Source organism: Paracidovorax konjaci, from assembly GCF_900112675.1.
GTDB lineage: Bacteria > Pseudomonadota > Gammaproteobacteria > Burkholderiales > Burkholderiaceae_C > Paracidovorax > Paracidovorax konjaci.
Map to the genome: position 1 here is coordinate 224,273 of NZ_FOMQ01000004.1, position 20,408 is coordinate 244,680.

Genomic DNA, 20,408 nt, shown 5'->3' on the forward strand with positions numbered 1-20,408 from the left:
GCATGACGGGGACTCTCTTTCTCGAGCAGTTGCTCAACGGCTTGCAGTTCGGACTGATGCTGTTCCTGCTGGCTGCGGGCCTGACGCTGATCTTCGGCATCATGGACATGATCAATCTCGCCCACGGCTCGCTCTACATGGTCGGCGCCTACCTGATCGCCACCATTGCAGCGGCATCGGGCTCGTTCTGGGTCGGACTTGCCGGGGGAACCCTGGCCACCGCGGCCATAGGAGTGCTGCTGGAGATCACTGTGCTGCGCCGCCTTTACCGCCGCGACCATCTTTCGCAGGTCCTGGGCACATTCGCCATCCTGCTCATGGCGAATGAGGCCGTTCGCATGCTGTGGGGTTCTCAGCCACTGGCGTTGAACCCGCCGCAGTCGCTTGCCGGGCCGGTCGAGCTGCTGCCCGGCTTCTACTATCCGGCCTATCGGCTCTTCATCATCGGCGTGGGTCTGGGCGTGGCGCTGCTGCTGTATGTGCTTGTCACCCGCACCCGGGTTGGCATGCAGGTGCGCGCGGGGGCTTCCAATCGCGAAATGGCTCTGGTCATGGGGACGAATGTCCGCCGACTTTTCACCGCGCTGTTCGCACTGGGGGCAGCACTGTGTGCCATTGCCGGAGGCATGCTTGGCCCCTTGCTGGCGGTGCAGGTGGGCATGGGCGAGAGCATCCTGATCCTCGCGTTTGTGGTGATCGTGATCGGCGGGATCGGGTCGATCCGCGGCGCCTTGTTGGGGGCAATGCTCGTCGGCTTGGTAGACACCGCCGGCCGCACGCTGGTCCCGATGGTCATCGAGGGTTTGTTCGGACCTGCGGCGGCGGCTGGCGCGGGTCCCGCTGTGGCCTCGATCCTGATTTACGTGCTGATGGCCGCGGTGCTTTTCTGGAAGCCGCGCGGCTTGTTCCCTTCCCATGGCTGAGGTCACGATGCCCACTTCCTCCGCGCCTGCATTCCCCAGCCTGCTGGATCATCCTCTGCATGCGCGCTGGAGCGTTCCGATGCTGGCATTGCTCGCGTTGTTTCCTCTTCTGGCCCAGGCATTCGGGGAGCCTTTCTACATCGGCGTGGCGAGCCGCATCCTGATCTTCGCCCTGGCGGCGACCAGCCTGAACCTGATCCTGGGCTTTGGCGGAATGGTCAGCTTCGGCCATGCGGCCTTCGTCGGCGTGGGGGCCTATGCCGTGGGCATCCTCATGCAGGAGGGTGTCGCCTCTGCCTGGGTCGCCTGGCCGGCCGCCATCGTCGCGGGGGGCCTCTTTGCCCTGATCATCGGGCTCATCAGTCTTCGCACCCAAGGGGTGTACTTCATCATGATCACGCTGGCCTTTGCGCAGATGCTGTTCTATCTGATGGTTTCGCTCAAGGCTTACGGGGGCGAGGACGGCCTTTCCTTGCCCTCGCGCTCGCAGATCGGCGCATGGCTCGATCTTTCCGACGATGCGCGCTTCTACTATGTCGTCCTGGCGCTGTGCGTGCTGGTTTTCCTGCTGCTCGCCCGTCTGCTCAACGCGCGTTTCGGCCACGTGCTCCAAGGCATTCGCGAGAACGAGACGCGCATGGCAGCCCTGGGCTTTCCCGTTTGCCGGCACAAGCTGGCGGCTTTCACTCTGGCTGGCGCGATCGGTGGACTGGCCGGCGCGCTATTGGCAAATCAAGCGAATTTCGTCAGTCCTGCGCTATTGCAATGGAGCCAGTCGGGCATGCTCATGGTCATGGTGATCCTGGGCGGAGTGGGGCGCCTGTACGGAGGTTTCGTCGGAGCGGCGGTGTTTCTTTTGATCGAGGAGGTGCTGGCCGCACACACGATGCACTGGCAGTTTGGCCTCGGTGCCGTGCTGTTGCTGGTGGTGCTCGTGGCGCCCAATGGGCTGCTCAGCCTCTGGAGCGCGAGGGCCCGGCAGCCATGAGCGGGCGCGTGATCTTGCGGACCGAGAAGCTGGTCCGGCGCTTTGGAGGTCTTCTCGCGACCGACCGTGCGGACCTGACGGTCCTGGAGGGCGAGGTCCACGCGCTGATCGGTCCCAACGGCGCCGGCAAGACCACCCTGATCCACCAGCTTTCGGGAACGCTGGCCCCGACGAGCGGGCGCATCCATTTCGATGGCGGCGACATCACCCGCCAGCCGATCCACGCGCGCGTGCATGGCGGTCTGGTGCGGTCCTACCAGATCACCAGCGTTTTTCCGCGGCTCTCGGTGCTGGACAACCTCGCGCTCGCTGCGCAGGCTCGCGGCGGAAGCAGCTTCCGGGGGCTCTGGCAGCCAGCACGTGCCGAGCGCAGTCGCTATGCCGCGGCGGAAGCGGTGGCCGACCGGGTCGGCCTGCTGGAGCAGATCCAGCAGTTGGCCGGCGCACTCTCGCACGGACAACAGCGCCAGCTCGAAGTCGGGCTGGCACTAGCGCTGCAACCCCGCCTGCTGCTGCTCGATGAGCCCATGGCGGGTATGGGGCCGGAGGAATCCGAGCGCATGGTCGACCTGCTGCAGGGATTGCGCGGCCAGGTGACCCTCCTGCTGGTCGAGCACGACATGGGTGCCGTGTTCCGGCTGGCAGACCGCATCTCCGCCCTGGTATCGGGCAAGGTGATCGCCACCGGAACGCCGCAGGAAATCCGGCAGCACCCAGCGGTGCAGCGTGCCTATCTGGGCGACGAACTGGAGGATGCACCATGAGTGCCTTGCTGGAAGTCGAAGGGCTGGAGGCCGCCTACGGAAGCAGCCAGGTGTTGTTCGGAATCTCCCTGGAGATCGTGCCGGGCGAGGTGGTCACCTTGCTGGGGCGCAACGGCATGGGCAAGACGACCACGGTGCGGGCGCTGCTCGGGCTTGCGGGAATGCGGGGCGGGAGCGTGCGTTTCCGCGGCGAACGCATCGAAGGATGGGCGCCAGACCGCATCGCTCGCATGGGCTTGGCGGTCGTACCGGAAGGCCGGCAGATCTTTCCCAACCTGACAGTGCGGGAGAACCTGCTGGCCTTCGCCGCACGCCGCAATGCCAGTGCGGAGCCGTGGACGCTGGAACGCGTCCATGCGCTGTTTCCCCGACTCGCAGAACGCGCTTCGCATATGGGCAATCAGCTTTCGGGGGGCGAGCAACAGATGCTGGCGATCGGACGGGCCCTCATGACCAACCCGCACCTGCTGATTCTGGACGAAGCCACGGAGGGCCTGGCTCCGCTGATCCGCGAGGAGATCTGGCGCTGCCTGGACATGTTGCGTGCCCAGGGGCAAACGATCCTTGTCATCGACAAGTACGTGCGCCGGCTGGTCCGGCTGGCCAATCGCCACACCATCATCGAACGCGGCCGTGTGGTCTGGCACGGCGATTCCGAATCGCTGGCCGCCGATCCCGCGCTCTGGCAGCGCTACATCGGGGTCTGACCGATGGGTACCCGTCTTCCCTTGCCCCCGCCAACCGATGGAGTGGCTGCACCGGATTTCGTGCGTTTGCGCCGGGTCCGCTTTTCCCATTGCGATCCCGCAGGGATCGTGTTCTTTCCGCAGTACCTGATCTTGTTTCACCAACTGGTGGAGGACTGGTTCAACGACGGACTGGGCATTTCCTATGCCGACATGCTGGGTCCGCGCGGAATCGGCCTTCCGATCGTCCGGCTGGAGTGCGATTTCCGTGCCGTGAGCCGCATGGGCGATCTCCTGTCGCTGGCGCTTTCCGTGGAGCGTGTTGGAGGACGTTCACTCACGCTGGCCTTCACCGCCCGTACGGAAGATGAATTGCGTGTCGCGTCGCGGCAGGTGTTGGTCTTCACCAGCCTGCAAACGCACCGTGCCATGGATATACCCGCCGATGTGCGGGCTGCGCTGGGAGCACCTCGCGCCCCCATGGCACGAGGTCCCTTTTTGACCGATTAGGAGAATCGAATGCAAGTCCTTCTTCCCCCTGGCTGGCCTCGGCCCAAGGGCTATTCCAATGGAGTCACGGCGCAGGGGCGGATGGTGTTCGTCGCAGGAATGATCGGCTGGGATGCCCAGGGCATCTTCCATACCGACGAACTGGCCGGCCAAGTGAGGCAGGCGCTTCGGAATGTCGTCGAAGTCCTGAAGGAGGGTGGCGCCCGGCCCGAGCATATCGTGCGCATGACCTGGTACGTGACGGACAAGAGAGACTACATCGCCTCGCTCCAGCAGATCGGCAAGGATTTCCGGGAGATCATCGGGAGCTTCAACGCCGCGATGACGGCGGTGGAAGTCTCGGCCCTGATCGAGGACCGTGCCAAGGTCGAGATCGAAGTCACAGCCGTCGTGCCGGATTGACACGCCTGCCATGGCATTGCGACTTCCCCATGGTTTTGCGAGCCTCCAGGAGATCGATGACGCCTATGACCCGCTCAAGCGGGCCATTGACGCGTCCGCGTCCAATCGCCAGTTCTCCGAGCGAAGCGGCACGGCATGCGCTGCCGTACCTGCCGGCCGTCTCCTATGGCCCGACGGTCGCGGAAACCCTCGACATCTTTCCTGCGGCGAAATCTGGAGCCCCTATTTTTTTCTTCATCCACGGAGGCTACTGGCGTGCGCGCAGCGCGCGTGATTTCAGTTGCGTGGCCACCGGGCCGCACTCCCTGGGCTTCACCACCGTGGTCATCGACTATGCGCTCTGTCCGGCGGTCTCGCTCGACGAGATCGTGCGGCAGGTCAGGGCTGCTGCGGCCTGGGTGCTGAGGCACATCGGCGAGCACGGCGGAGACCCTCGGCGGGTGATGATCGGAGGGCACTCCGCAGGCGGGCACCTGGGAGCGATGCTGCTGGCAACGGATTGGGCGGGTGACTACGGCCTTCCTGCCGATCCGTTCGCCGGTGCGGTCCTGGTCAGCGGGCTCTATGACATCGCCCCGCTTCGATACAGCTATCTGCAACCTGCGATCCAGCTCGATGAAGGGGCCGTTCAACGCAACTCTCCCATCAACCATGTGCGCTCGTGTGCGACGCCATTGGTGCTGTCGTGGGGCGAGGCCGAGCAGGAAGCGTTTGCCCGGCAGTCGCTGGAATTTCGTGCCGCCTGGGAAAAGGCCGGCAACGCGGTCGCGCTGGCGCCGCAGACGGGGGCCGATCACTTTGTGGCCGTGCAGGCATTCGAGGATGCTGGCAGCACGCTGTGCCACGCGCTGCGTCGGTGGGCCGGTCCACCGATCCCGTAAAACTACTCTGCCGTGCCGGTTGCCCGGTTCACAGCCGCCGCAGCCTCTGCAGCGCTTCGTGCAGTGTGCTGTCCTGTTTGGCAAAGCAGAACCGCACCACCCGCTGGTCGAAGCCGTCCCCATAGAAGGGCGATAGCGGGATGGCCGCCACCCCGATCTCGCGGGTGAGCCACTGGCAGAAATCCGCGTCGCCCAGATCGCTGACCTGCGAGATATCCACGCATTGGAAATAGCTGCCGGTACTGGGCAAAAGGCGGAGCCGGGAGCCCTCCAGGCCCTGGCGGAAAAGGTCGCGCTTTGCCTGGTAAAACGCAGGCAGCTGCAGGTAGTGCGCCGGCTCACCGAGGTAGCTTGCAAGGCCATGCTGCATGGGGGTGTTCACCGTGAACACGTTGAACTGGTGGACCTTGCGGAACTCGGCCATGAGCGGCGTGGGCGCCGCCACGGTCCCCACCTTCCACCCCGTCACATGGAAAGTCTTCCCGAAGCTGGAGATGACGAACGCACGGGCTGCAAGGCCGGGGAATCGCGACACGCTCTGGTGCTCTGCACCATCGAACACCATGTGTTCGTAGACCTCGTCGCTGATCACCAGAACATCTGTCGGGGCCAGCAAGGCATCCAGGGCCCGCATATCGTCAGCACTCCAGACCGTGGCGCTCGGGTTGTGCGGTGTGTTCAGGATGATGGCGCGTGTCCGGCGCGTGATGGCGGCCGCGATCCGTGCGAAATCCGGCCGGAACGTGCCAGGCAGGAGCGGCACACGCACGGCTTTGCCTCCGGCCAGCTCCACGTTGGGCACATAGCTGTCGTAGCACGGATCGAGGACGATGACCTCGTCACCCGCGTGCACGATGGCCAGGATCGCTGTGAGAATCGCCTGCGTCGCCCCTGCCGTGACGGTGATCTCTCGGTCGGGAGAATAGGCGCGGCCGTGCAGTGCCTCGATCTTCCGCGCTACGGCGTGCCGCAGCGCGGCGACCCCGGGCATCGGTGGATACTGGTTGTGGCCGGCACGCATGGCATCGTTCACTGCATCGACCAGCGCTGGATCGCAGCTGAAATCCGGAAAGCCCTGGCCCAGGTTGACGGCGCCATGCTCTGCAGCCAGTGCGGACATCACTGAAAAAATCGTGGTGCCCACATGGGGCAGCTTGCTGGGAAAGGCGGGCGTGCGCGCAGTGGCTGGAGTCGTCATGGAAGCGTCGAATAATGGGGAAGAAAGGCGCCGGCACGGCCGGCGGATGGATCAGAGTTCGTAATCGTTCACGTGGCCTGACATGGCGCGTGCGATCAGTTCCCGGTTGAGCCTGTCGCTCAGCAGTTCTGCAAACCGGTAGACGAAATTGCGCAGGTAGGCGCCGCGCTTGAAGGCCACGCGGGCCACGCTCTGCCCGAAAAGATGGCCCACGGGTCGCACGACCAAGTCGCCCAAAGGGTCGTCCCGCATGGCCATTTCGGCCACGATGCCCACGCCCAGGCCCAGGCGCACATAGGTCTTGATCACGTCGGAATCGATGGCTTCCAGCACGATGCGCGGTTGCAGCTTGCGCGCTGCGAAAGCCTGGTCGATCTTGCCGCGACCGGTAAACGAAGGGTGGTACGTGATGAGCGATTCATGCGCGATGTCGTCCACGCTGACCCGCTCCTTCTGGGCCAGAGGGTGGCCGGTGGGCATCACCAGAACGTGCTGCCATTCATAGCAGGGCAGGGTCACGAGATCCGGGTAGTCCGCGAGAGATTCGGTCGCCATGCCGATTTCAGCCACCTCGTCGATCACCATGCGCGCCACCTCGTGCGGCGTGGCCTGGTGGAGGCTGACGTTCACTTTGGGGTACGCATCGCGCAGCTTGGCAACGGGAACGGGAAGCACGTAGCGCGCCTGCGTATGGGTGGTGGCAATGCTCAGGGTGCCGCTGTCTTGCGCACTGAATTGCTCGCCGATGCGCTTGAGGTTGCCCACTTCACGCATGATCAGCTCGATGCTCTTGAGCACATGCTGGCCCGGTTCGGTGATGCGCTTGAGCCGCTTGCCGTGCCGAGCAAAGATGTCGACCCCCAGTTCCTCCTCCAACTCGATGATGGCTTTGGACACGCCCGGCTGGGAGGTGTGGAGGGCCTTGGCCGCTTCCGTAAGGTTGAGATTGCGGCGCGCGGCTTCCTGGACGAAGCGGAACTGGTGCAGGTTCATATCTGATTGCTGCTAAAGATTATTCTCATTATGCTGCAATCGTCTAAAGCTTCGGTGCAATCTGCAGTGCGCAGAAAGCGCCGCTTCAGCTCTCGCCCGCGATCGATGCCATGAGCGCCGTCATCCGGGGATCTTCACCAATGGCACCCTGGACGGTAACCGTCAGGTGAGGGTGCTCGGCGCGCAATGCGTGCACCAGGAGCGGGAGGTCCTCACGCGCATGCTTGCCCGTCCCGAGGAACATGGGCACCACCGAGAGATGGTCGATCCCGGAGGCCGCCAATTCGCGCACCACGGCCGGGAGATCCGGTTCGATCAGTTCCAGGTAGGCGCAGCGGACCTCGACATTCGGGTTCTGCAGCCGCATGCGCGTTTCCACGGCCTCGATCGGCGCACGCCAGAGTGGGTCCCGCGAACCGTGGGCAAACAGAACCACGCCGCGTCGCGCAGCGGCTGTGCCTGTCATCGACTTGGCTGGAGTCGTATCGGCGCCAACCATCTCAACGCCTCAGGACCAGCCAGCCGAAGGCTGCCAGCGACAGTAGCGAATAGATGATGCCTGGCGCTGCAGCCGTGAGCCACGGCGACCAGTTCTGCAGATTGCCCGCGTACCCGAACACGTTGTTGAGCAGGAAGAAGCTGATACCTGCCATCACGCCGCCGAAGACATAGCCCGCAATGCCACCAGAGCGAAAGTGCAGGTAGGCGAAGGGCAGCGAGAGCACCACCATCACCAGGCAACTCAGCGGGTAGAAGACCTTGCGCCAGAACTCGATTTCGTACTTCTGCGCAGACTGCCCGTTCGACTCCAGATGCCGGATGTACTGGAACAGGTCGATGGTGGCCATCCGGTCCGGCTTCAGCAACGAGGCTGAAACCATGTCGCTGCTGATGTGGGTCGGCCAGTGGAAACTGGCTTCCTGAAGGCGCTCGACGCTCGCCTGTGCTTCACCACGGCGAAGAAAGACGCTGCGTTTGACCTCGCGCAACTCCCAGCCTTTCGCGCCAAATTCACCCGATGCTGCCTGGATGGTGGATGCCACGCGGCCGTCGCCGTCGAATTCGAAAATGCGCACATTGCGCATGCCGCCATCCGGGCTCAACGCCCGCACGTTCACGGCCACGGAGTGCTCACCCTGGCGTTCCTTGAGCCACGCGCCGGTGGCGCCGGACGTCAACTGGCCGAGGTGCCGTGCCTTGACGAGCTGGGCAAGGCGGTCGGTTGCCGGGGCCATGTAGTCGCCCACCGCAAAGGTCAGCAGCACGAAGGCACAGCCGAGCACCAGCAGCGTGCGCAACGCGCGCCAGGGGCCGAGGCCGCTGGTGCGCATGATGGTGAACTCCGAGCTTTGCGCAAACCTTGCCATCACGAAAATGGTGCCGATGAGCACCGTGATCGGCAGGAGTTCGTACAGATGGCTCGGGATGCTGAGCGCGACGAACAGGAGTGCGTGCGACACCTGGTAGCCGTCCACGCCGGTGCGTCCGACCCAGCGCAATTCATCCACCATGTCGAAGAAGAAGAACAGTGCCAGGAACCCGAGCGTGACGAAGGCCACGGCCGCTATGGCCTCGCGATAGATGAGCCTGCGGATGGTTTTCATGCCCGTGCCCTCGTGCGCTGCCACAGCATCTGCGGCGACCACCGGTTGTGCCGGGCGGCCAGCAGCAGCAGGCCCAGCACCAGCGTGCCGCCATGCAGCAGCAGCATGAAGGTCCCAAGGCCCAGGCGGCCCGAACCCACCCAGCTCTGTCCGAGCGTCATGAGGTTGTAGTAGACGACGAACGAAAACAGTGCGAATACCAGGCTCGTACTGCGCGCGGCCCGCGGATTGGCGCTGGCTACGGCCAGGCCCATGATGACGAAATTCAATGCGGCGAATGCAAGGCCGAATCGCCAGCCGATCTCCGCACGGAAGGCAGGATCGCTGGAGGCGAACAGTTCCCGCGTGGAGCGGGTCTTGACTGCCACGTCATCGGAGGGCCCAAGCCCCGCGGAGCCGACGCGTGTACCGTACTCGGAGAATTCGCTGACTTTGAGCCCGGGCTTGTCCACGGTGGTTTCCAGCCGCTGGCCGTCGCTCAGCAGGGCCATGCGCTGCTCGCCCTGGGTTTCCAGCCTTGCGCTGCGGGCGGAGGTGACGATCTCGCGGCCCCGTTCCGTGGACGCGATGAACACGTTGGTGGCCTGCTGCTGGTCGGGTGTTTCCCGGTCGATGAAGAACACGCGGCTGCCGTTGGCCGATTCCTGGAATTCGCCTGGCGCGATGCGGTCAACGTCGCCGCGCTGCTCGTACTGCACCTTGAGTTGCTGGATCTGCTGATTGGCCCAGGGCCAGATCAGCAGTGCGAGCGTGGCGATGGCCAGCATCACCGGCCAGGCGAACCGCAGCAGCGGCGCCAGCAGATGAAGCATTCCGCGCCCGCTCGCGAACCAGATGACCATCTCGCTGTCGCGGTACATGCGCGACAGCGTGCCGACCACGGCGACGAACAGGCTCAGGGTGAGGATGGTCGGCAGCTGGCCGAGCACGGTGAAGCCCATGACGAGCATCACGTCCGACGGATTGACACTGCCGCGCGATGCCTGGCCAAGCGTGCGGATCAGCATCATGGTCATGACCACGGTGACCAGTACCACCAGGGTCGCGCCGAAGCTGCGCGCCAGCTCCTTGCGAATGGATGAATCGAATAACATTGGCTCGAAGGAAAACGCCGATTATGAACTTCGATCTGAAGACCCTGGGCCTGGCGGCCGCCACCACCGAGAAATGCGATCTGCTCGCCGTGCTGGTACCCGATGGCTTCAAACCCTCGGGCGATGCCCTCTCTGCCATCGTGACCCATGCCACTCGCCAGGGGGACTTCGAGTCCAAGCCAGGCAAGAGCCTGTCGCTCTACCAGGCCCCCGCCGTGGCGGCGCGCCGCGTGGTGCTGTTGGGCGCGGGCGATGGCAGTCCGCGGGCGGTCCGGCAGGCGCTGCTGGGCGCCGCGGCGATATGGAAAGCCCCGCAGGTCAAACGGGCCACCGTGTGCCTGAGCGCGCTGGCGGATGCAGATGCGGCCGCTTGTACCGCCGTGCAGGCCGTGTCGGAGGCCAGTTATCTGTACACGGCAACCAAGTCCAAGACCGAGCCGCGCGCGCTGTCGCGCGTGGTGATCGGTGTGCAAGATGCCGCTGCGGCGAAGGCGGGCTTCGCCCGAGGCGTGGCACTGGCCCTGGGTATCGAATATGCCCGCGAATGGGCCAATCGCCCTGGCAACCACGCGACGCCCACGCTGCTGGCGGGTGCGGCCAAGGCGCTGGCCAAGCATGCGTCCATACAGGTCAAGGTCCATGGGCCGGCCGAAGTGGCCAAGCTGGGAATGGGCGCGTTTCTCGCGGTCGCGAAGGGGTCCGAGGAGCCTTTGCGGTTCATCGAACTGCGGTACCAGGGCGCGGGCCGCGCCGACGCTCCCGTGGCGCTGATCGGCAAGGGGATCACGTTCGATACCGGTGGCATCTCCATCAAGCCGGCGGCCGAAATGGACGAGATGAAGTTCGACATGGGAGGCGCCGCCAGCGTGCTGGGCGTGTTCCGTGCCCTGGCCGAACTCAAGCCGGCGATCAATGTCGTGGGCCTCATCCCCGCCTGCGAGAACATGCCCGACGGCCGTGCCGTGAAGCCTGGCGACGTGGTGACGAGCCTGAGCGGCCAGACCATCGAAGTGCTCAACACCGATGCGGAAGGCCGTCTGGTGCTGTGCGATGCGCTGGCCTACGCTGCGCGCTTCAAGCCCGTGGCGATGGTGGACATCGCCACGCTGACCGGCGCTTGTGTCGTGGCGCTTGGCGGCGTTCGCAGCGGCCTTTTCGCCAACGATGAGGCCTTGGCCGGCCGCCTGCAGGCTGCTGGCGAATCGGCGCTGGATCCATGCTGGCGCATGCCGCTGGACGACGAATACGCCGATGGGCTCAAGAGCCACTTCGCCGACATGGGCAACGTCGGAGGCCGGGCAGGGGGCGCGATCACCGCGGCCAAGTTCCTTCAGAAATTCGTTGGCGACCAGCCCTGGGCCCACCTGGACATTGCAGGCACGGCCTGGAAGGGCGGAGCGGCCAAGGGCGCAACGGGTCGGCCGGTGGGGCTGCTCGTGCAGTTCCTGCTCGACTCCATCCCTGCGGCGCCAGCGGTTCGTGCCCGCCCGGGTCGCGCGGCTGCGGACGCCAAACCCCGGCGCGTGCAGCGTGCGGCCTGACGCTCGGGCAGTGCTCTTCTCGATGGCCCGCTCCATGGCATGACCGAGATCGCCTTCCATTTCAACGCGCCGGACAAGCTGGCCTACGCTTGCCGGTTCGCGCGCAAGGCACTGCGCAACGAAGCGTCATTGGTGATCACCGCTCCCGCGGCGGTCCTCGACGCACTCGATCGCGCGCTCTGGGCGATGGGGCCCCAGGACTTCGTGGCCCATTGCCGCCAGGAGGACGACGCGGAGCTGCGCGACGCGTCGCCCGTGGTCCTGGCGCAGGACCCCAGGGCCGCAGGCTCCGCCGACGTGCTGCTGAACCTGGGTGCGGCAGTGCCTGCAGGTTTCGAGCGCTTCGCTCGGCTGGTGGAAGTGGTGAGCTCCGAAGACGAAGCCGATCGGGCGGGTGCTCGCGATCGGTGGCGGCACTACACGCAGCGAGGCTACGCCATCGTTCGGCACGACCTCGTGCTGAAGGGAGGGTGACCGTGGCGATGCAACCTCCCAAGGCGCCTCCCAGATTTGTGCCGACGCTCACCGATGTGGTGCAGATTCCTGTGGGAGCCGAGGCGGCAGCCGCGGCGGCCGCCCCCGATCGGGTCGTAACGCCGGCGGCTGCGCCCCTGCCCGTGCCACCGCCTGTGCAGGCAGCGCCCTTGTTGCATGCTTCCGGCGGAGCATCGGGCGCCCCGCAGCCCTTGCCTCCTGCTCCAGTACCGGTACCGGCACCCGCCGATTTCTCGGGCATCGAAGAAGTCGTTATCCACCGCATCATCCAGCGCGTGGATGTGGTGCTCGACCAGCGCCTGCGAGAGGCCATCGCCACCGTGGTGCAGGAGCAGACACGTTCCATGGTGCCGCGGCTGCGCGAAGAGGTGGAATCCGTCGTGCGCCATGCGGTGTATGAAGCGGTGGCCGAAGAGCTGGCGACGTTGCCCGGCAGTGCTCCGCGCTGAAGGTTTCGCGGGGCTACAGGGTATTCCCCTGTGGTTTTCGATCACATGTACTCGCAACTCCCGGTGTCCTGGCCCGCAAATTGCGATATGTTTCCGGCGCTGAGGGAAAAGAAGGTACTCAGCGATCACCCTTATTGGAGATTCATATGCAATTGAAGTTGAAACTGACCGTGGTTGCCGCTATCGCGGCTGTTGCCGGTGTCGCCTCTGCACAAGAACAGGTGGTGAAGATCGGCCACGTGGGACCGGTTTCTGGCCCCCAGGCTCACTACGGCAAGGACAACGAAAATGGTGCGCGCATGGCCATCGAGGAGTTGAATGCCCAAGGGGTCACGATCGCCGGCAAGAAGATCAAGTTCGAACTGCAGGCCGAAGACGATGCCGCCGATCCCAAGCAGGGCACGGCTGCTGCGCAGAAGCTGTGCGACGCCAAGGTCGCCGGCGTGGTGGGCCACCTGAACTCCGGCACCACGATCCCCGCATCGAAGGTGTACAACGACTGCGGCATCCCGCACGTCACCGGTGCCGCCACCAACCCCAACCTGACCAAGCCCGGCTACAAGACGACGTTCCGCATCATCGCGAACGACAACGCGCTGGGTGCGGGCCTGGCGGCCTATGCGTCCGACACGCTGAAGCTCAAGTCCGTCGCCATCATCGACGACCGTACGGCTTATGGCCAGGGCGTGGCCGACGTCTTCAAGAAGACGGCTGCCACGAAGGGCATCAAGGTGGTGGACGAGCAGTTCACGACCGACAAGGCCACCGACTTCATGGCCATCCTGACGTCGATCAAGTCCAAGAACCCTGACGCCATCTTCTTCGGCGGCATGGATCCTCAGGCCGGCCCGATGCTGCGCCAGATGGAACAGCTCGGCCTGTCCAACGTGAAGTATTTCGGTGGCGACGGCATCTGTACCGCCGAAGTGGCCAAGCTGGCTGCCGGTGCCAAGACGCTGGCCAACGTGGTCTGCGCCGAAGGCCGCGCCTCGCTGGCCAAGATGCCCGGCGGCACGGCCTGGAGAGCCAAGTACGACGCCAAGTACCCCGGCCAGTTCCAGGTGTACAGCCCCTACACCTACGACGCCACCATGCTGCTGGTCGATGCCATGAAGCGTGCCAATTCGTGGGATCCCAAGGTGTACATCCCCGAGCTGCAGAAGTCCAACTACAAGGGCGTGACGGCCAACATCGCCTTTGAATCCAATGGCGAACTGAAGAACCCCGCCATCACCCTGTACGTGTACAAGGACGGCAAGAAGACGCCTCTGAACTGAGATCGTCTCTTCCTGAACCAAAAGGCCTCCGCATGCGGAGGCCTTTTTTCATGGATGGCGAACAACGACGAAGGACGGTCGCTCCACCGCAAAACTGGCGGCGATGCGCCGTTCAGCGGCGCACCTGCAGCGCCCCGGGATTGACGATGTTCGTCGGCGTTCCGCGGATGTAGTTCACCACGTTGTCGAAGGCGGCCCCGAAGTACAGCTCGTAGCTGTCCTGTTCCACGTAGCCGATGTGCGGCGTGCAGATGCAGTTCTCCAGCCGCAGCAGCGCGTGCCCCTGGAGGATGGGCTCGCTTTCGAAGACATCCACCGCCGCCATGCCGGGACGTCCGCGGTTCAGCGCCGCAATCAGCGCGTCGGGTTCGATGAGTTCGGCACGCGAGGTGTTCACCAGCAGCGCGTTGGGCTTCATGGTGGAGAGGTCTTCCAGCCGCACGATCCCGCGGGTCTCGTCATTCAAGCGCAGGTGGAGCGAGACCACGTCGCACTGCGAGAAGAATTCTTCTCGCGTGGTGGCAACCTGCAGGCCGTCGCCAAGCGCCTGCGCGCGCGAGGCTTCCCGGCCCCACACGCGCACATTCATGCCGAAGGCCCGGCCGTAGCCCGCGACGATCTGGCCGATCCGCCCATAGCCCCAGATGCCGAGCGTCTTGCCGCGCAGCACGGTGCCGACCCCGAAATTCGGCGGCATCGATGCGGAGCGCAGCCCCGACTGCTGCCAGGCACCGTGCTTCAGGTTGGCGATGTACTGCGGCAGGCGCCGCATGGCCGCCATGATGAGGGCCCAGGTGAGTTCTGCCGGGGCCACGGGCGAGCCCACGCCCTCGGCCACCGCGATGCCGCGCTCGGTGCAGGCCGCCACGTCCACGTGGGGGCCCACCTTGCCGGTCTGCGCGATCATTTTGAGCCGGGGGAGCTTTTCGACGAGCTGGCGCGTGAGCTGGGTGCGCTCGCGGATGAGCACGATGATGTCGGCGTCCTTGAGCCGGACCGACAGCTGGCCCAGGCCTTTGACCGTGTTCGTGTAGACCTTGGCGGAATAGGGATCGAGCCGCGCGGCGCAATGGAGCTTGCGCACGGCGTCCTGGTAGTCGTCGAGGATGACAATGTTCATGGAATCCAGGGCCGCAGTCCGCACCGCGTGCGCATGCATCGGGTGGGGCCTGCGATAAAAGCGATGAGTGTGCAAGGGCGTGCGCTGCGCCGTCCGGTCGTGCGGATGGCGGTGGGCGCACGCAGGCGGAGCCGCCATTGTCGTTCATGGTGGAGCCGCATGGCGCCACGGTCAGCGTGGAAACGGGCTGACGGGGACATGCCGTTACAAAAACGCCGTGCTTCGATACCGGGTGCCTGCAGCCAGGGCGCTCCTGGGGCCGGCGTGGATGCGGTGGCGGCGCCGGGGCCCGCGCGGCGTCGCGTGGGCGACCGGCGATTGGGGCCATCCCCAATACGGGTGCGCCGCACGCGCCGCAGGATGTGCGTTTCGCACCGTTCCGCGGAACTCCGCCGCAATCTCCCATGCCTGCACACCACGCCCATTGGCCCCGGCGCCTGCCGCACTCCCTCACACCTCCGGCGACCTCGCTCTGGAACAACCTGGCCGTCAGTGCCCAGCGTTATCCGCACAAGCCGGCGGTCGTGTTCTTCGGCGAGGTGCTGACCTACCGCGCGCTCGCCGAGGCCGCAGAGCGGCTGGCGGGCCGCCTGCATGCGCTGGGCGTGCGCAAGGGCGACCGCGTGCTGCTGTGCATGCAGAACTGCCCGCAGCTCGTGATCGCGCATTTCGCCATCCTGCGGGCCAACGCGGTGGTGGTGCCGGTCAATCCGATGAACCGGGCCGAAAAGCTCAAGCACTACATCACCGACCCCGATGCGCGGGTGGCGATCACGACGGCCGACCTCGCGCCCGAACTGGCCTCGGCCAGCAATGCCCTGCCGCCTGCGCAGCGCCTGGCGCACCTCGTGGCCTCGCAGTTCGCCGACGCCTTCGATCCGCAGGCGCCGGAGGCCCGCGCCATGCCGGCCGCGTGGCAGGACTGGCTTTGCACCGAGCGTGCGCTGCCCGTGCTGGACGGCGGCGAGGTGCATTCCTGGCGCAGCGCGCTCGGCGGCGAACCGACGCCGCCCGCGCTCGACGTGGGGCCCGAGGACCTGGCCGTGCTGCCCTACACGAGCGGCACCACCGGCTTGCCCAAGGGATGCATGCACCCGCACCGCAGCGTCATGCACAACGCCGTCGCCAGCAGCCTCTGGGGTACCGCCACGTCCGAAAGCGTGACCCTGGCGGTGGTGCCGATGTTCCACATCACCGGCATGGTGAGCATGATGCATTCGTCGATCTATGCGGGCGCCACGCTGGTCATGATGCCGCGCTGGGACCGCGATCTGGCTGGCCGCCTGATCTCCCAGTACCGCGTCACCAACTGGACCAACATTCCCACGATGGTGATCGACCTGCTCGCGAGCCCGCACTTCGGCGAGTACGACCTCTCCAGCCTGGTCTATATCGGCGGGGGCGGGGCGGCCATGCCGCAGGCGGTAGCCCAGCGGCTGCTGGAACAGTTCGGCCTGCGCTACACCGAGGGGTACGGCCTCACCGAGACGGCCGCGCCCTCGCATACCAACCCGCCGGACCGGCCCAAGCAGCAGTGCCTGGGCGTGCCGTTCATCAGCACCGAATCCCGTGTGATCGACCCGGACACGCTGCAGGAGGTGCCGGTGGGCGAGCAGGGCGAGATCGTGATCCATGGCCCGGGCGTGTTCAGTGGCTACTGGAAGCTGCCCAACCCGTCGGCGCATGCCTTCATCGAGCTGGACGGCAAGCGCTTCTTTCGCTCCGGTGATCTGGGGCGCATGGACGAGGAGGGCTATTTCTTCCTCACCGACCGCCTCAAGCGCATGATCAACGCGAGCGGCTTCAAGGTCTGGCCGGCCGAGGTCGAGGCGCTCATGTTCCGCCACCCAGCCATCCAGGAGGCCTGCGTGATCGCCGCGCGCGACAGCTACCGCGGGGAAACCGTGAAGGCCGTCGTGGTGCTGCGGCCTGCGGAGCGCGGCCACGTGTCGGAGGAGGACATCATCGCGTGGTGCCGGGAGAACATGGCCGTGTACAAAGCACCGCGGGTGGTGCAGTTCGCGCAGGCGCTGCCCAAGAGCGGCAGCGGCAAGGTGATGTGGCGCCAGCTGCAGGAGGCCGAGCCCGCCGCCTGATCCACGCCGCTGCGCGCTGGCGCAGGAGGGCTGTCACCGGGCCGCACCGTGTCAGTGGCCCATGGCCGGCTGCACCGGGACGCTGCGCCCGCGGTGGGCCGACACGAGGGTCTGCAGGTCGCGTTCGAGCAGTGCCGGGTCTCCCAGTTGCAGCTCGATCACGCGGCGCAGGTGGGTGACGCTGTCGAGATCGATCGTGTGGCCCTGCAGGCCCGCGCAGGCGCCGTCCAGGTGGGCGAGTTCTCCGGACATCGCGATCTGCTCCGGGCCCGTCATGAGCGGGATGGACAGCGCGCAGGGAGTGCCCTGCGGCAGGGCCAGGTCCGGCGGCAGCTCCAGCAGGGCTCCCTGCAGGGAGACGTCCAGCACACGCACCTCGAAGGTGCCGTGGCCGCTCACGGCCAGGCGGGCCGGTGCGTCGAAGGCCACGCGGACGTAGTGGCGGCGTTCATGGGACATGGATTCTCCTGGATGGCTGCGCCCGGATGCTACTGCAGGTGCCGGCGGGCGGCCGCAAAAGCGGCGCGGTAGGCGGTGCGAAGCCCTCCGGATTCCCCGCTGCGAAAACCGGCCGTCGCGCCTGTTTCCTTGATGCGGGTGAAACGCGGGCGCGGCCGGCGGAGTTAAGCTCCCGGGCCTATGGCGCACATCACCTTTCCTCCTCCCTACCTGCCGCCCGATCAGGTCGCCGCGCACCTGCGCAGCACGGGCTATGCCGTGTTGCGTCCCGAGGACACGGCGGCCTGGATCGGCTGCCCGGCCGCCGACCTCGAAGCCCTGCATGCCGACTGGCAGGCGCTGCCGCCCGACGAATTCCTCAAGGACGGCGGCCGCTACCGCCGGCGGCGGCATGCCTGCTTCGTGGCCGATGGGCAGGGCCGCGATTTGCACCCCGTGCCGCACCGCGCGCACTGGCAGCCGCTGGAGTACAACGCGCTGCACGGTGGCATGGAGCGGTGGTTCGCGCCCATGCAGGAGGCCACCACCGCGCAGCCTGCGTGGCGCGCCTTGCTGGCGGCGCTGGCGCGCGTCTCGCAGGAGGCGCTGGCGCAGCGGCCCGAGCGCTGGTTCCTGGAGGCGCACCAGTTCCGCATCGACACCACGGACGGCATCGGCCGCCCGACGCCCGAGGGCGCGCACCGCGATGGCGTGGACCTCGTGGCCGTGTTCCTGGTGGGCCGGCAGGGCATCAAGGGCGGCGAGACACGCATCTTTGAAGCTGCAGGGCCGAGCGGACACCGCTTCACGCTCAGCGAGCCCTGGTCGCTCATGCTGCTGGACGACGCCCGCATGATCCACGAGACCACGCCGATCCAGCCGCTCGGCGACGGCCCCGGCTTCCGCGACACGCTGGTGGTCACCTGCCGGCGCGGCGGTTTCCAGCAGGAAGCCGAAGCAACCCCAGCCGCTTGATGCGAATCAACCTGGCCCCGCCGGGTTGCGGCACACTGGTTCCATCCGGGCACGGCCTGCCGGGTCGCCCGGGTGCGCTCTCGTTCCCATAACCAACGAAAGGAGAAGTTCCATGTTCAAGCACATCCTGATTCCGGTGGACGGCTCGCCGACTTCCATGACCGCCGTGACCAAGGCCGCGGGGCTGGCGAAGGCCTTCGGTGCCCAGGTGACCGCCGTCTACGTGGTGGACCCTTATCCGTTCACCGGAGTGGGCGCGGATTTCGCCTATGGCCAGTCGCAGTACATGAACGCCGCCACGTCGGAAGCCAACACCGCGCTGGACGCGACCCGCAAGGCCCTCGAGGAAGCCGGCGTGGCCGTGACCACCGTGATCGGCGAAGGCCATGCCGTGCACGACGGCATCCTGCGCGCGCTGGAGACCACCGGCGCCGACCTGATCGTGATGGGATCGCATGGCCGGCGCGGCCTGGAGAAGCTGGTGCTGGGCAGCGTCACGCAGCGTGTGCTGGGCGTGGTGCATGTTCCAGTATTAATAGTGAGGAATTGAATAAAAAAAGGGGCTTAGCCCCTTTTTTTATTTTTCTCTGAAGTGATGATTATTCAGGCTTGGTGGAAATTTTTCACCCTTGTCGACATTCCGGTCATATTCGGCTCCGGAATACTGATCGGTCCTGTCGCTGTATTGACCATATTTGGCTGTTTTAGGGCATTCTTGCCCGGAGTAAAATTTTTTCTCGCTCATGAAATTCCTGCTTATTTATGCCAAAGAAATTATTGGCATATAAAGTGTAGTTCTCTTGTTACTTCTCTGGCATGTAATTATTTTATGAATTGGCTTAATGATATTTATTTCATTGGTATTTTGGGCGCGCCGGTTGATTATTCGATCTTCGCGCCCGAGGCTTCCACGATGCCTTTCCACTTGGCGTAGTCGGTCTTCAGCAATGCAGAGAACTGCGCGCTGCCCATCGTTTCGGGCTCGGCACCCTGGGCCTGGATGGCGGCGCGCATCTCGGGCTGGGCGATGAGCTTGTTGACCTCGGTATTGACCGTCGCCACCACGTTCGCAGGCGTGCCCGCCGGGGCGAAGATGCCGTACCAGGAACTCACGTCGAAGCCCTTGTAGCCGGATTCGGCCACCGTGGGCACGTCCGGCAGCGACGAGGAGCGCTTGATCGACGTGACGGCCAGCGGGCGCAGCTTGCCGGACTTGATCTGGCCCATGGCCGAGGGCACGGAGGACACCAGCAGGTCCACGTTGCCGGCCAGCGCGTCCATGAGCGCGGGATTGGAGCCCTTGTAGGGGATGTGGCTCAGCTTGATGCCGGCCGCCTTCTCGAACAGGTCGCCCGCCAGGTGGATGGTGGTGCCGTTGCCGGGCGAGCCGTAGGTGATCTTGCCGGGTTCTGCGCGCGCGGCGGCGACCACGTCGGCCAGGGTCTTGAAGCGCGAGTTGGCGCCGGTGGCGATGATCACCGGCGTGTAGGCCACGTGGGCGATGGCCACGAGATCCTTCGTGGGGTCCCACGGCAGGTTCTTGTAGAGGTAGGGAGCCACGACCAGGTTGTCTTTCTGGCCCATCACGAGGTCGTAGCCCGTGGGCGCGGCCTTGACGGCTTCGGTGATGCCGATGGTGCCGCCGGCGCCCGCACGGTTGTCGGGCACGACGGTCCAGTGCAGGGTTTCGGTGAGCTTGGTCGCCACGAGGCGCGAGAGGATGTCGGTGCCGCCTCCGGGCGGGAAGGGCACGATGAGGCGCACGGGCTTGGTGGGGTAGGCGCCCGCGGGTGCGGGGGCGGCCGCCGGGGCGGTCTGGGCATTGGCGGCGCCCAGTGCGAGCGCGAGGGCGGTGAACGAGATCAGTGAGCGGATCATGGGATGGGTGTCTCCGAAAGGGAAATGCGCGCGATGGCGGCCATTCTTGGTGCGGCGGCGGGCTGCGCGCAACCGGGCAAGCGCTAGGCGCGGTGG

23 protein-coding genes are annotated in these 20,408 nt (G+C 65.7%); 14 read left to right on the forward strand and 9 right to left on the reverse strand.

Annotated elements, in window-relative coordinates; all coding sequences use genetic code 11:
- Nucleotides 1-2: 2 nt before the first annotated feature.
- The 7 genes from BM144_RS07515 to BM144_RS07545 are packed head-to-tail and all read left to right on the forward strand — an operon-like array spanning nucleotide 3 to nucleotide 5,154.
- On the forward strand, nucleotides 3-923 hold the full coding sequence (locus tag BM144_RS07515) for a branched-chain amino acid ABC transporter permease (protein ID WP_092950746.1): 921 nt from the start codon (nucleotides 3-5) through the stop codon (nucleotides 921-923).
- 7 nt (nucleotides 924-930) lie between these two features.
- Nucleotides 931-1,911, forward strand: a complete 981-nt coding sequence (locus tag BM144_RS07520; protein ID WP_434802651.1) for a branched-chain amino acid ABC transporter permease — start codon at nucleotides 931-933, stop codon at nucleotides 1,909-1,911.
- Complete coding sequence (locus BM144_RS07525; RefSeq protein WP_092950750.1) at nucleotides 1,908-2,675, forward strand: ABC transporter ATP-binding protein; 768 nt, start codon at nucleotides 1,908-1,910, stop codon at nucleotides 2,673-2,675. The genes BM144_RS07520 and BM144_RS07525 overlap by 4 nt, the downstream gene beginning before the upstream one ends.
- Nucleotides 2,672-3,382 (forward strand): ABC transporter ATP-binding protein, encoded by a 711-nt coding sequence (locus BM144_RS07530; RefSeq protein WP_092950752.1) that lies wholly within the window; start codon nucleotides 2,672-2,674, stop codon nucleotides 3,380-3,382. The genes BM144_RS07525 and BM144_RS07530 overlap by 4 nt, the downstream gene beginning before the upstream one ends.
- A gap of 42 nt (nucleotides 3,383-3,424) precedes the next feature.
- Entirely contained in the window at nucleotides 3,425-3,871 is a 447-nt protein-coding gene (locus BM144_RS07535) for an acyl-CoA thioesterase (protein ID WP_245783576.1), read from the forward strand.
- A gap of 9 nt (nucleotides 3,872-3,880) precedes the next feature.
- On the forward strand, nucleotides 3,881-4,273 hold the full coding sequence (locus BM144_RS07540) for a RidA family protein (protein WP_092950756.1): 393 nt from the start codon (nucleotides 3,881-3,883) through the stop codon (nucleotides 4,271-4,273).
- A gap of 56 nt (nucleotides 4,274-4,329) precedes the next feature.
- Complete coding sequence (locus BM144_RS07545) at nucleotides 4,330-5,154, forward strand: alpha/beta hydrolase (RefSeq protein ID WP_245783577.1); 825 nt, start codon at nucleotides 4,330-4,332, stop codon at nucleotides 5,152-5,154.
- Between the two features lie 28 nt (nucleotides 5,155-5,182).
- On the opposite strand, the gene BM144_RS07550 is transcribed toward BM144_RS07545, so the two are convergent.
- The 5 genes from BM144_RS07550 to lptF all read right to left on the reverse strand — a co-directional run bounded on the left by BM144_RS07550 (nucleotide 5,183) and on the right by lptF (nucleotide 10,043).
- The gene (locus BM144_RS07550; protein ID WP_092950758.1) at nucleotides 5,183-6,352 is read right to left on the reverse strand and encodes a pyridoxal phosphate-dependent aminotransferase; all 1,170 of its coding nucleotides are present in this window, start codon (nucleotides 6,350-6,352) and stop codon (nucleotides 5,183-5,185) included.
- 51 nt (nucleotides 6,353-6,403) lie between these two features.
- The gene (locus BM144_RS07555; protein WP_092950760.1) at nucleotides 6,404-7,345 is read right to left on the reverse strand and encodes a CysB family HTH-type transcriptional regulator; all 942 of its coding nucleotides are present in this window, start codon (nucleotides 7,343-7,345) and stop codon (nucleotides 6,404-6,406) included.
- Between the two features lie 85 nt (nucleotides 7,346-7,430).
- Nucleotides 7,431-7,811, reverse strand: a complete 381-nt coding sequence (locus BM144_RS07560) for a sirohydrochlorin chelatase (protein WP_092951108.1) — start codon at nucleotides 7,809-7,811, stop codon at nucleotides 7,431-7,433.
- Between the two features lie 34 nt (nucleotides 7,812-7,845).
- A complete protein-coding gene (lptG, locus tag BM144_RS07565) occupies nucleotides 7,846-8,949 on the reverse strand; it encodes an LPS export ABC transporter permease LptG (protein WP_092951110.1) in 1,104 nt (367 codons plus the stop codon).
- Nucleotides 8,946-10,043, reverse strand: coding sequence for an LPS export ABC transporter permease LptF (gene lptF / locus BM144_RS07570; protein WP_092950762.1), 1,098 nt, complete (start codon nucleotides 10,041-10,043; stop codon nucleotides 8,946-8,948). The genes lptG and lptF overlap by 4 nt, the downstream gene beginning before the upstream one ends.
- A 23-nt stretch (nucleotides 10,044-10,066) precedes the next feature.
- Between lptF and BM144_RS07575 the strand changes: the two genes are divergently transcribed.
- The 4 genes from BM144_RS07575 to BM144_RS07590 all read left to right on the forward strand — a co-directional run bounded on the left by BM144_RS07575 (nucleotide 10,067) and on the right by BM144_RS07590 (nucleotide 13,805).
- A complete protein-coding gene (locus BM144_RS07575) occupies nucleotides 10,067-11,584 on the forward strand; it encodes a leucyl aminopeptidase (protein ID WP_092950764.1) in 1,518 nt (505 codons plus the stop codon).
- Between the two features lie 39 nt (nucleotides 11,585-11,623).
- Nucleotides 11,624-12,058 carry a DNA polymerase III subunit chi gene (locus BM144_RS07580; protein ID WP_092950766.1) on the forward strand — a complete coding sequence of 145 codons (435 nt, stop codon included), beginning with the start codon at nucleotides 11,624-11,626 and terminating at the stop codon, nucleotides 12,056-12,058.
- A gap of 170 nt (nucleotides 12,059-12,228) precedes the next feature.
- A complete protein-coding gene (locus tag BM144_RS23785; RefSeq protein ID WP_434802652.1) occupies nucleotides 12,229-12,528 on the forward strand; it encodes a hypothetical protein in 300 nt (99 codons plus the stop codon).
- Between the two features lie 146 nt (nucleotides 12,529-12,674).
- Nucleotides 12,675-13,805: a branched-chain amino acid ABC transporter substrate-binding protein gene (locus tag BM144_RS07590; RefSeq protein WP_092950768.1), complete on the forward strand. Its 1,131-nt coding sequence runs from the start codon at nucleotides 12,675-12,677 to the stop codon at nucleotides 13,803-13,805.
- Nucleotides 13,806-13,917: 112 nt separating this feature from the next.
- On the opposite strand, the gene BM144_RS07595 is transcribed toward BM144_RS07590, so the two are convergent.
- Nucleotides 13,918-14,925, reverse strand: coding sequence for a D-2-hydroxyacid dehydrogenase family protein (locus BM144_RS07595; RefSeq protein WP_092951114.1), 1,008 nt, complete (start codon nucleotides 14,923-14,925; stop codon nucleotides 13,918-13,920).
- 404 nt (nucleotides 14,926-15,329) lie between these two features.
- Here BM144_RS07595 and BM144_RS07600 point away from each other — a divergent pair, with 404 nt between their 5' ends.
- Entirely contained in the window at nucleotides 15,330-17,021 is a 1,692-nt protein-coding gene (locus BM144_RS07600) for a long-chain fatty acid--CoA ligase (RefSeq protein WP_092950770.1), read from the forward strand.
- A gap of 51 nt (nucleotides 17,022-17,072) precedes the next feature.
- Here BM144_RS07600 and BM144_RS07605 read toward each other — a convergent pair whose 3' ends face one another.
- Nucleotides 17,073-17,480 carry a PilZ domain-containing protein gene (locus BM144_RS07605; RefSeq protein WP_092950772.1) on the reverse strand — a complete coding sequence of 136 codons (408 nt, stop codon included), beginning with the start codon at nucleotides 17,478-17,480 and terminating at the stop codon, nucleotides 17,073-17,075.
- Between the two features lie 180 nt (nucleotides 17,481-17,660).
- Between BM144_RS07605 and BM144_RS07610 the strand changes: the two genes are divergently transcribed.
- Nucleotides 17,661-18,434 carry a 2OG-Fe dioxygenase family protein gene (locus BM144_RS07610; RefSeq protein WP_092950774.1) on the forward strand — a complete coding sequence of 258 codons (774 nt, stop codon included), beginning with the start codon at nucleotides 17,661-17,663 and terminating at the stop codon, nucleotides 18,432-18,434.
- A 112-nt stretch (nucleotides 18,435-18,546) separates the two neighbouring features.
- Entirely contained in the window at nucleotides 18,547-18,984 is a 438-nt protein-coding gene (locus BM144_RS07615) for a universal stress protein (protein ID WP_092950776.1), read from the forward strand.
- 27 nt (nucleotides 18,985-19,011) lie between these two features.
- Here the strand turns inward: BM144_RS07615 and BM144_RS23100 are convergent, their stop codons facing one another.
- Together BM144_RS23100 and BM144_RS07620 are read right to left on the reverse strand one after the other, a co-directional pair.
- On the reverse strand, nucleotides 19,012-19,179 hold the full coding sequence (locus BM144_RS23100; protein WP_175525974.1) for a hypothetical protein: 168 nt from the start codon (nucleotides 19,177-19,179) through the stop codon (nucleotides 19,012-19,014).
- A gap of 137 nt (nucleotides 19,180-19,316) precedes the next feature.
- Nucleotides 19,317-20,312, reverse strand: a complete 996-nt coding sequence (locus BM144_RS07620; RefSeq protein WP_092950778.1) for a Bug family tripartite tricarboxylate transporter substrate binding protein — start codon at nucleotides 20,310-20,312, stop codon at nucleotides 19,317-19,319.
- Nucleotides 20,313-20,408 lie beyond the last annotated feature (96 nt).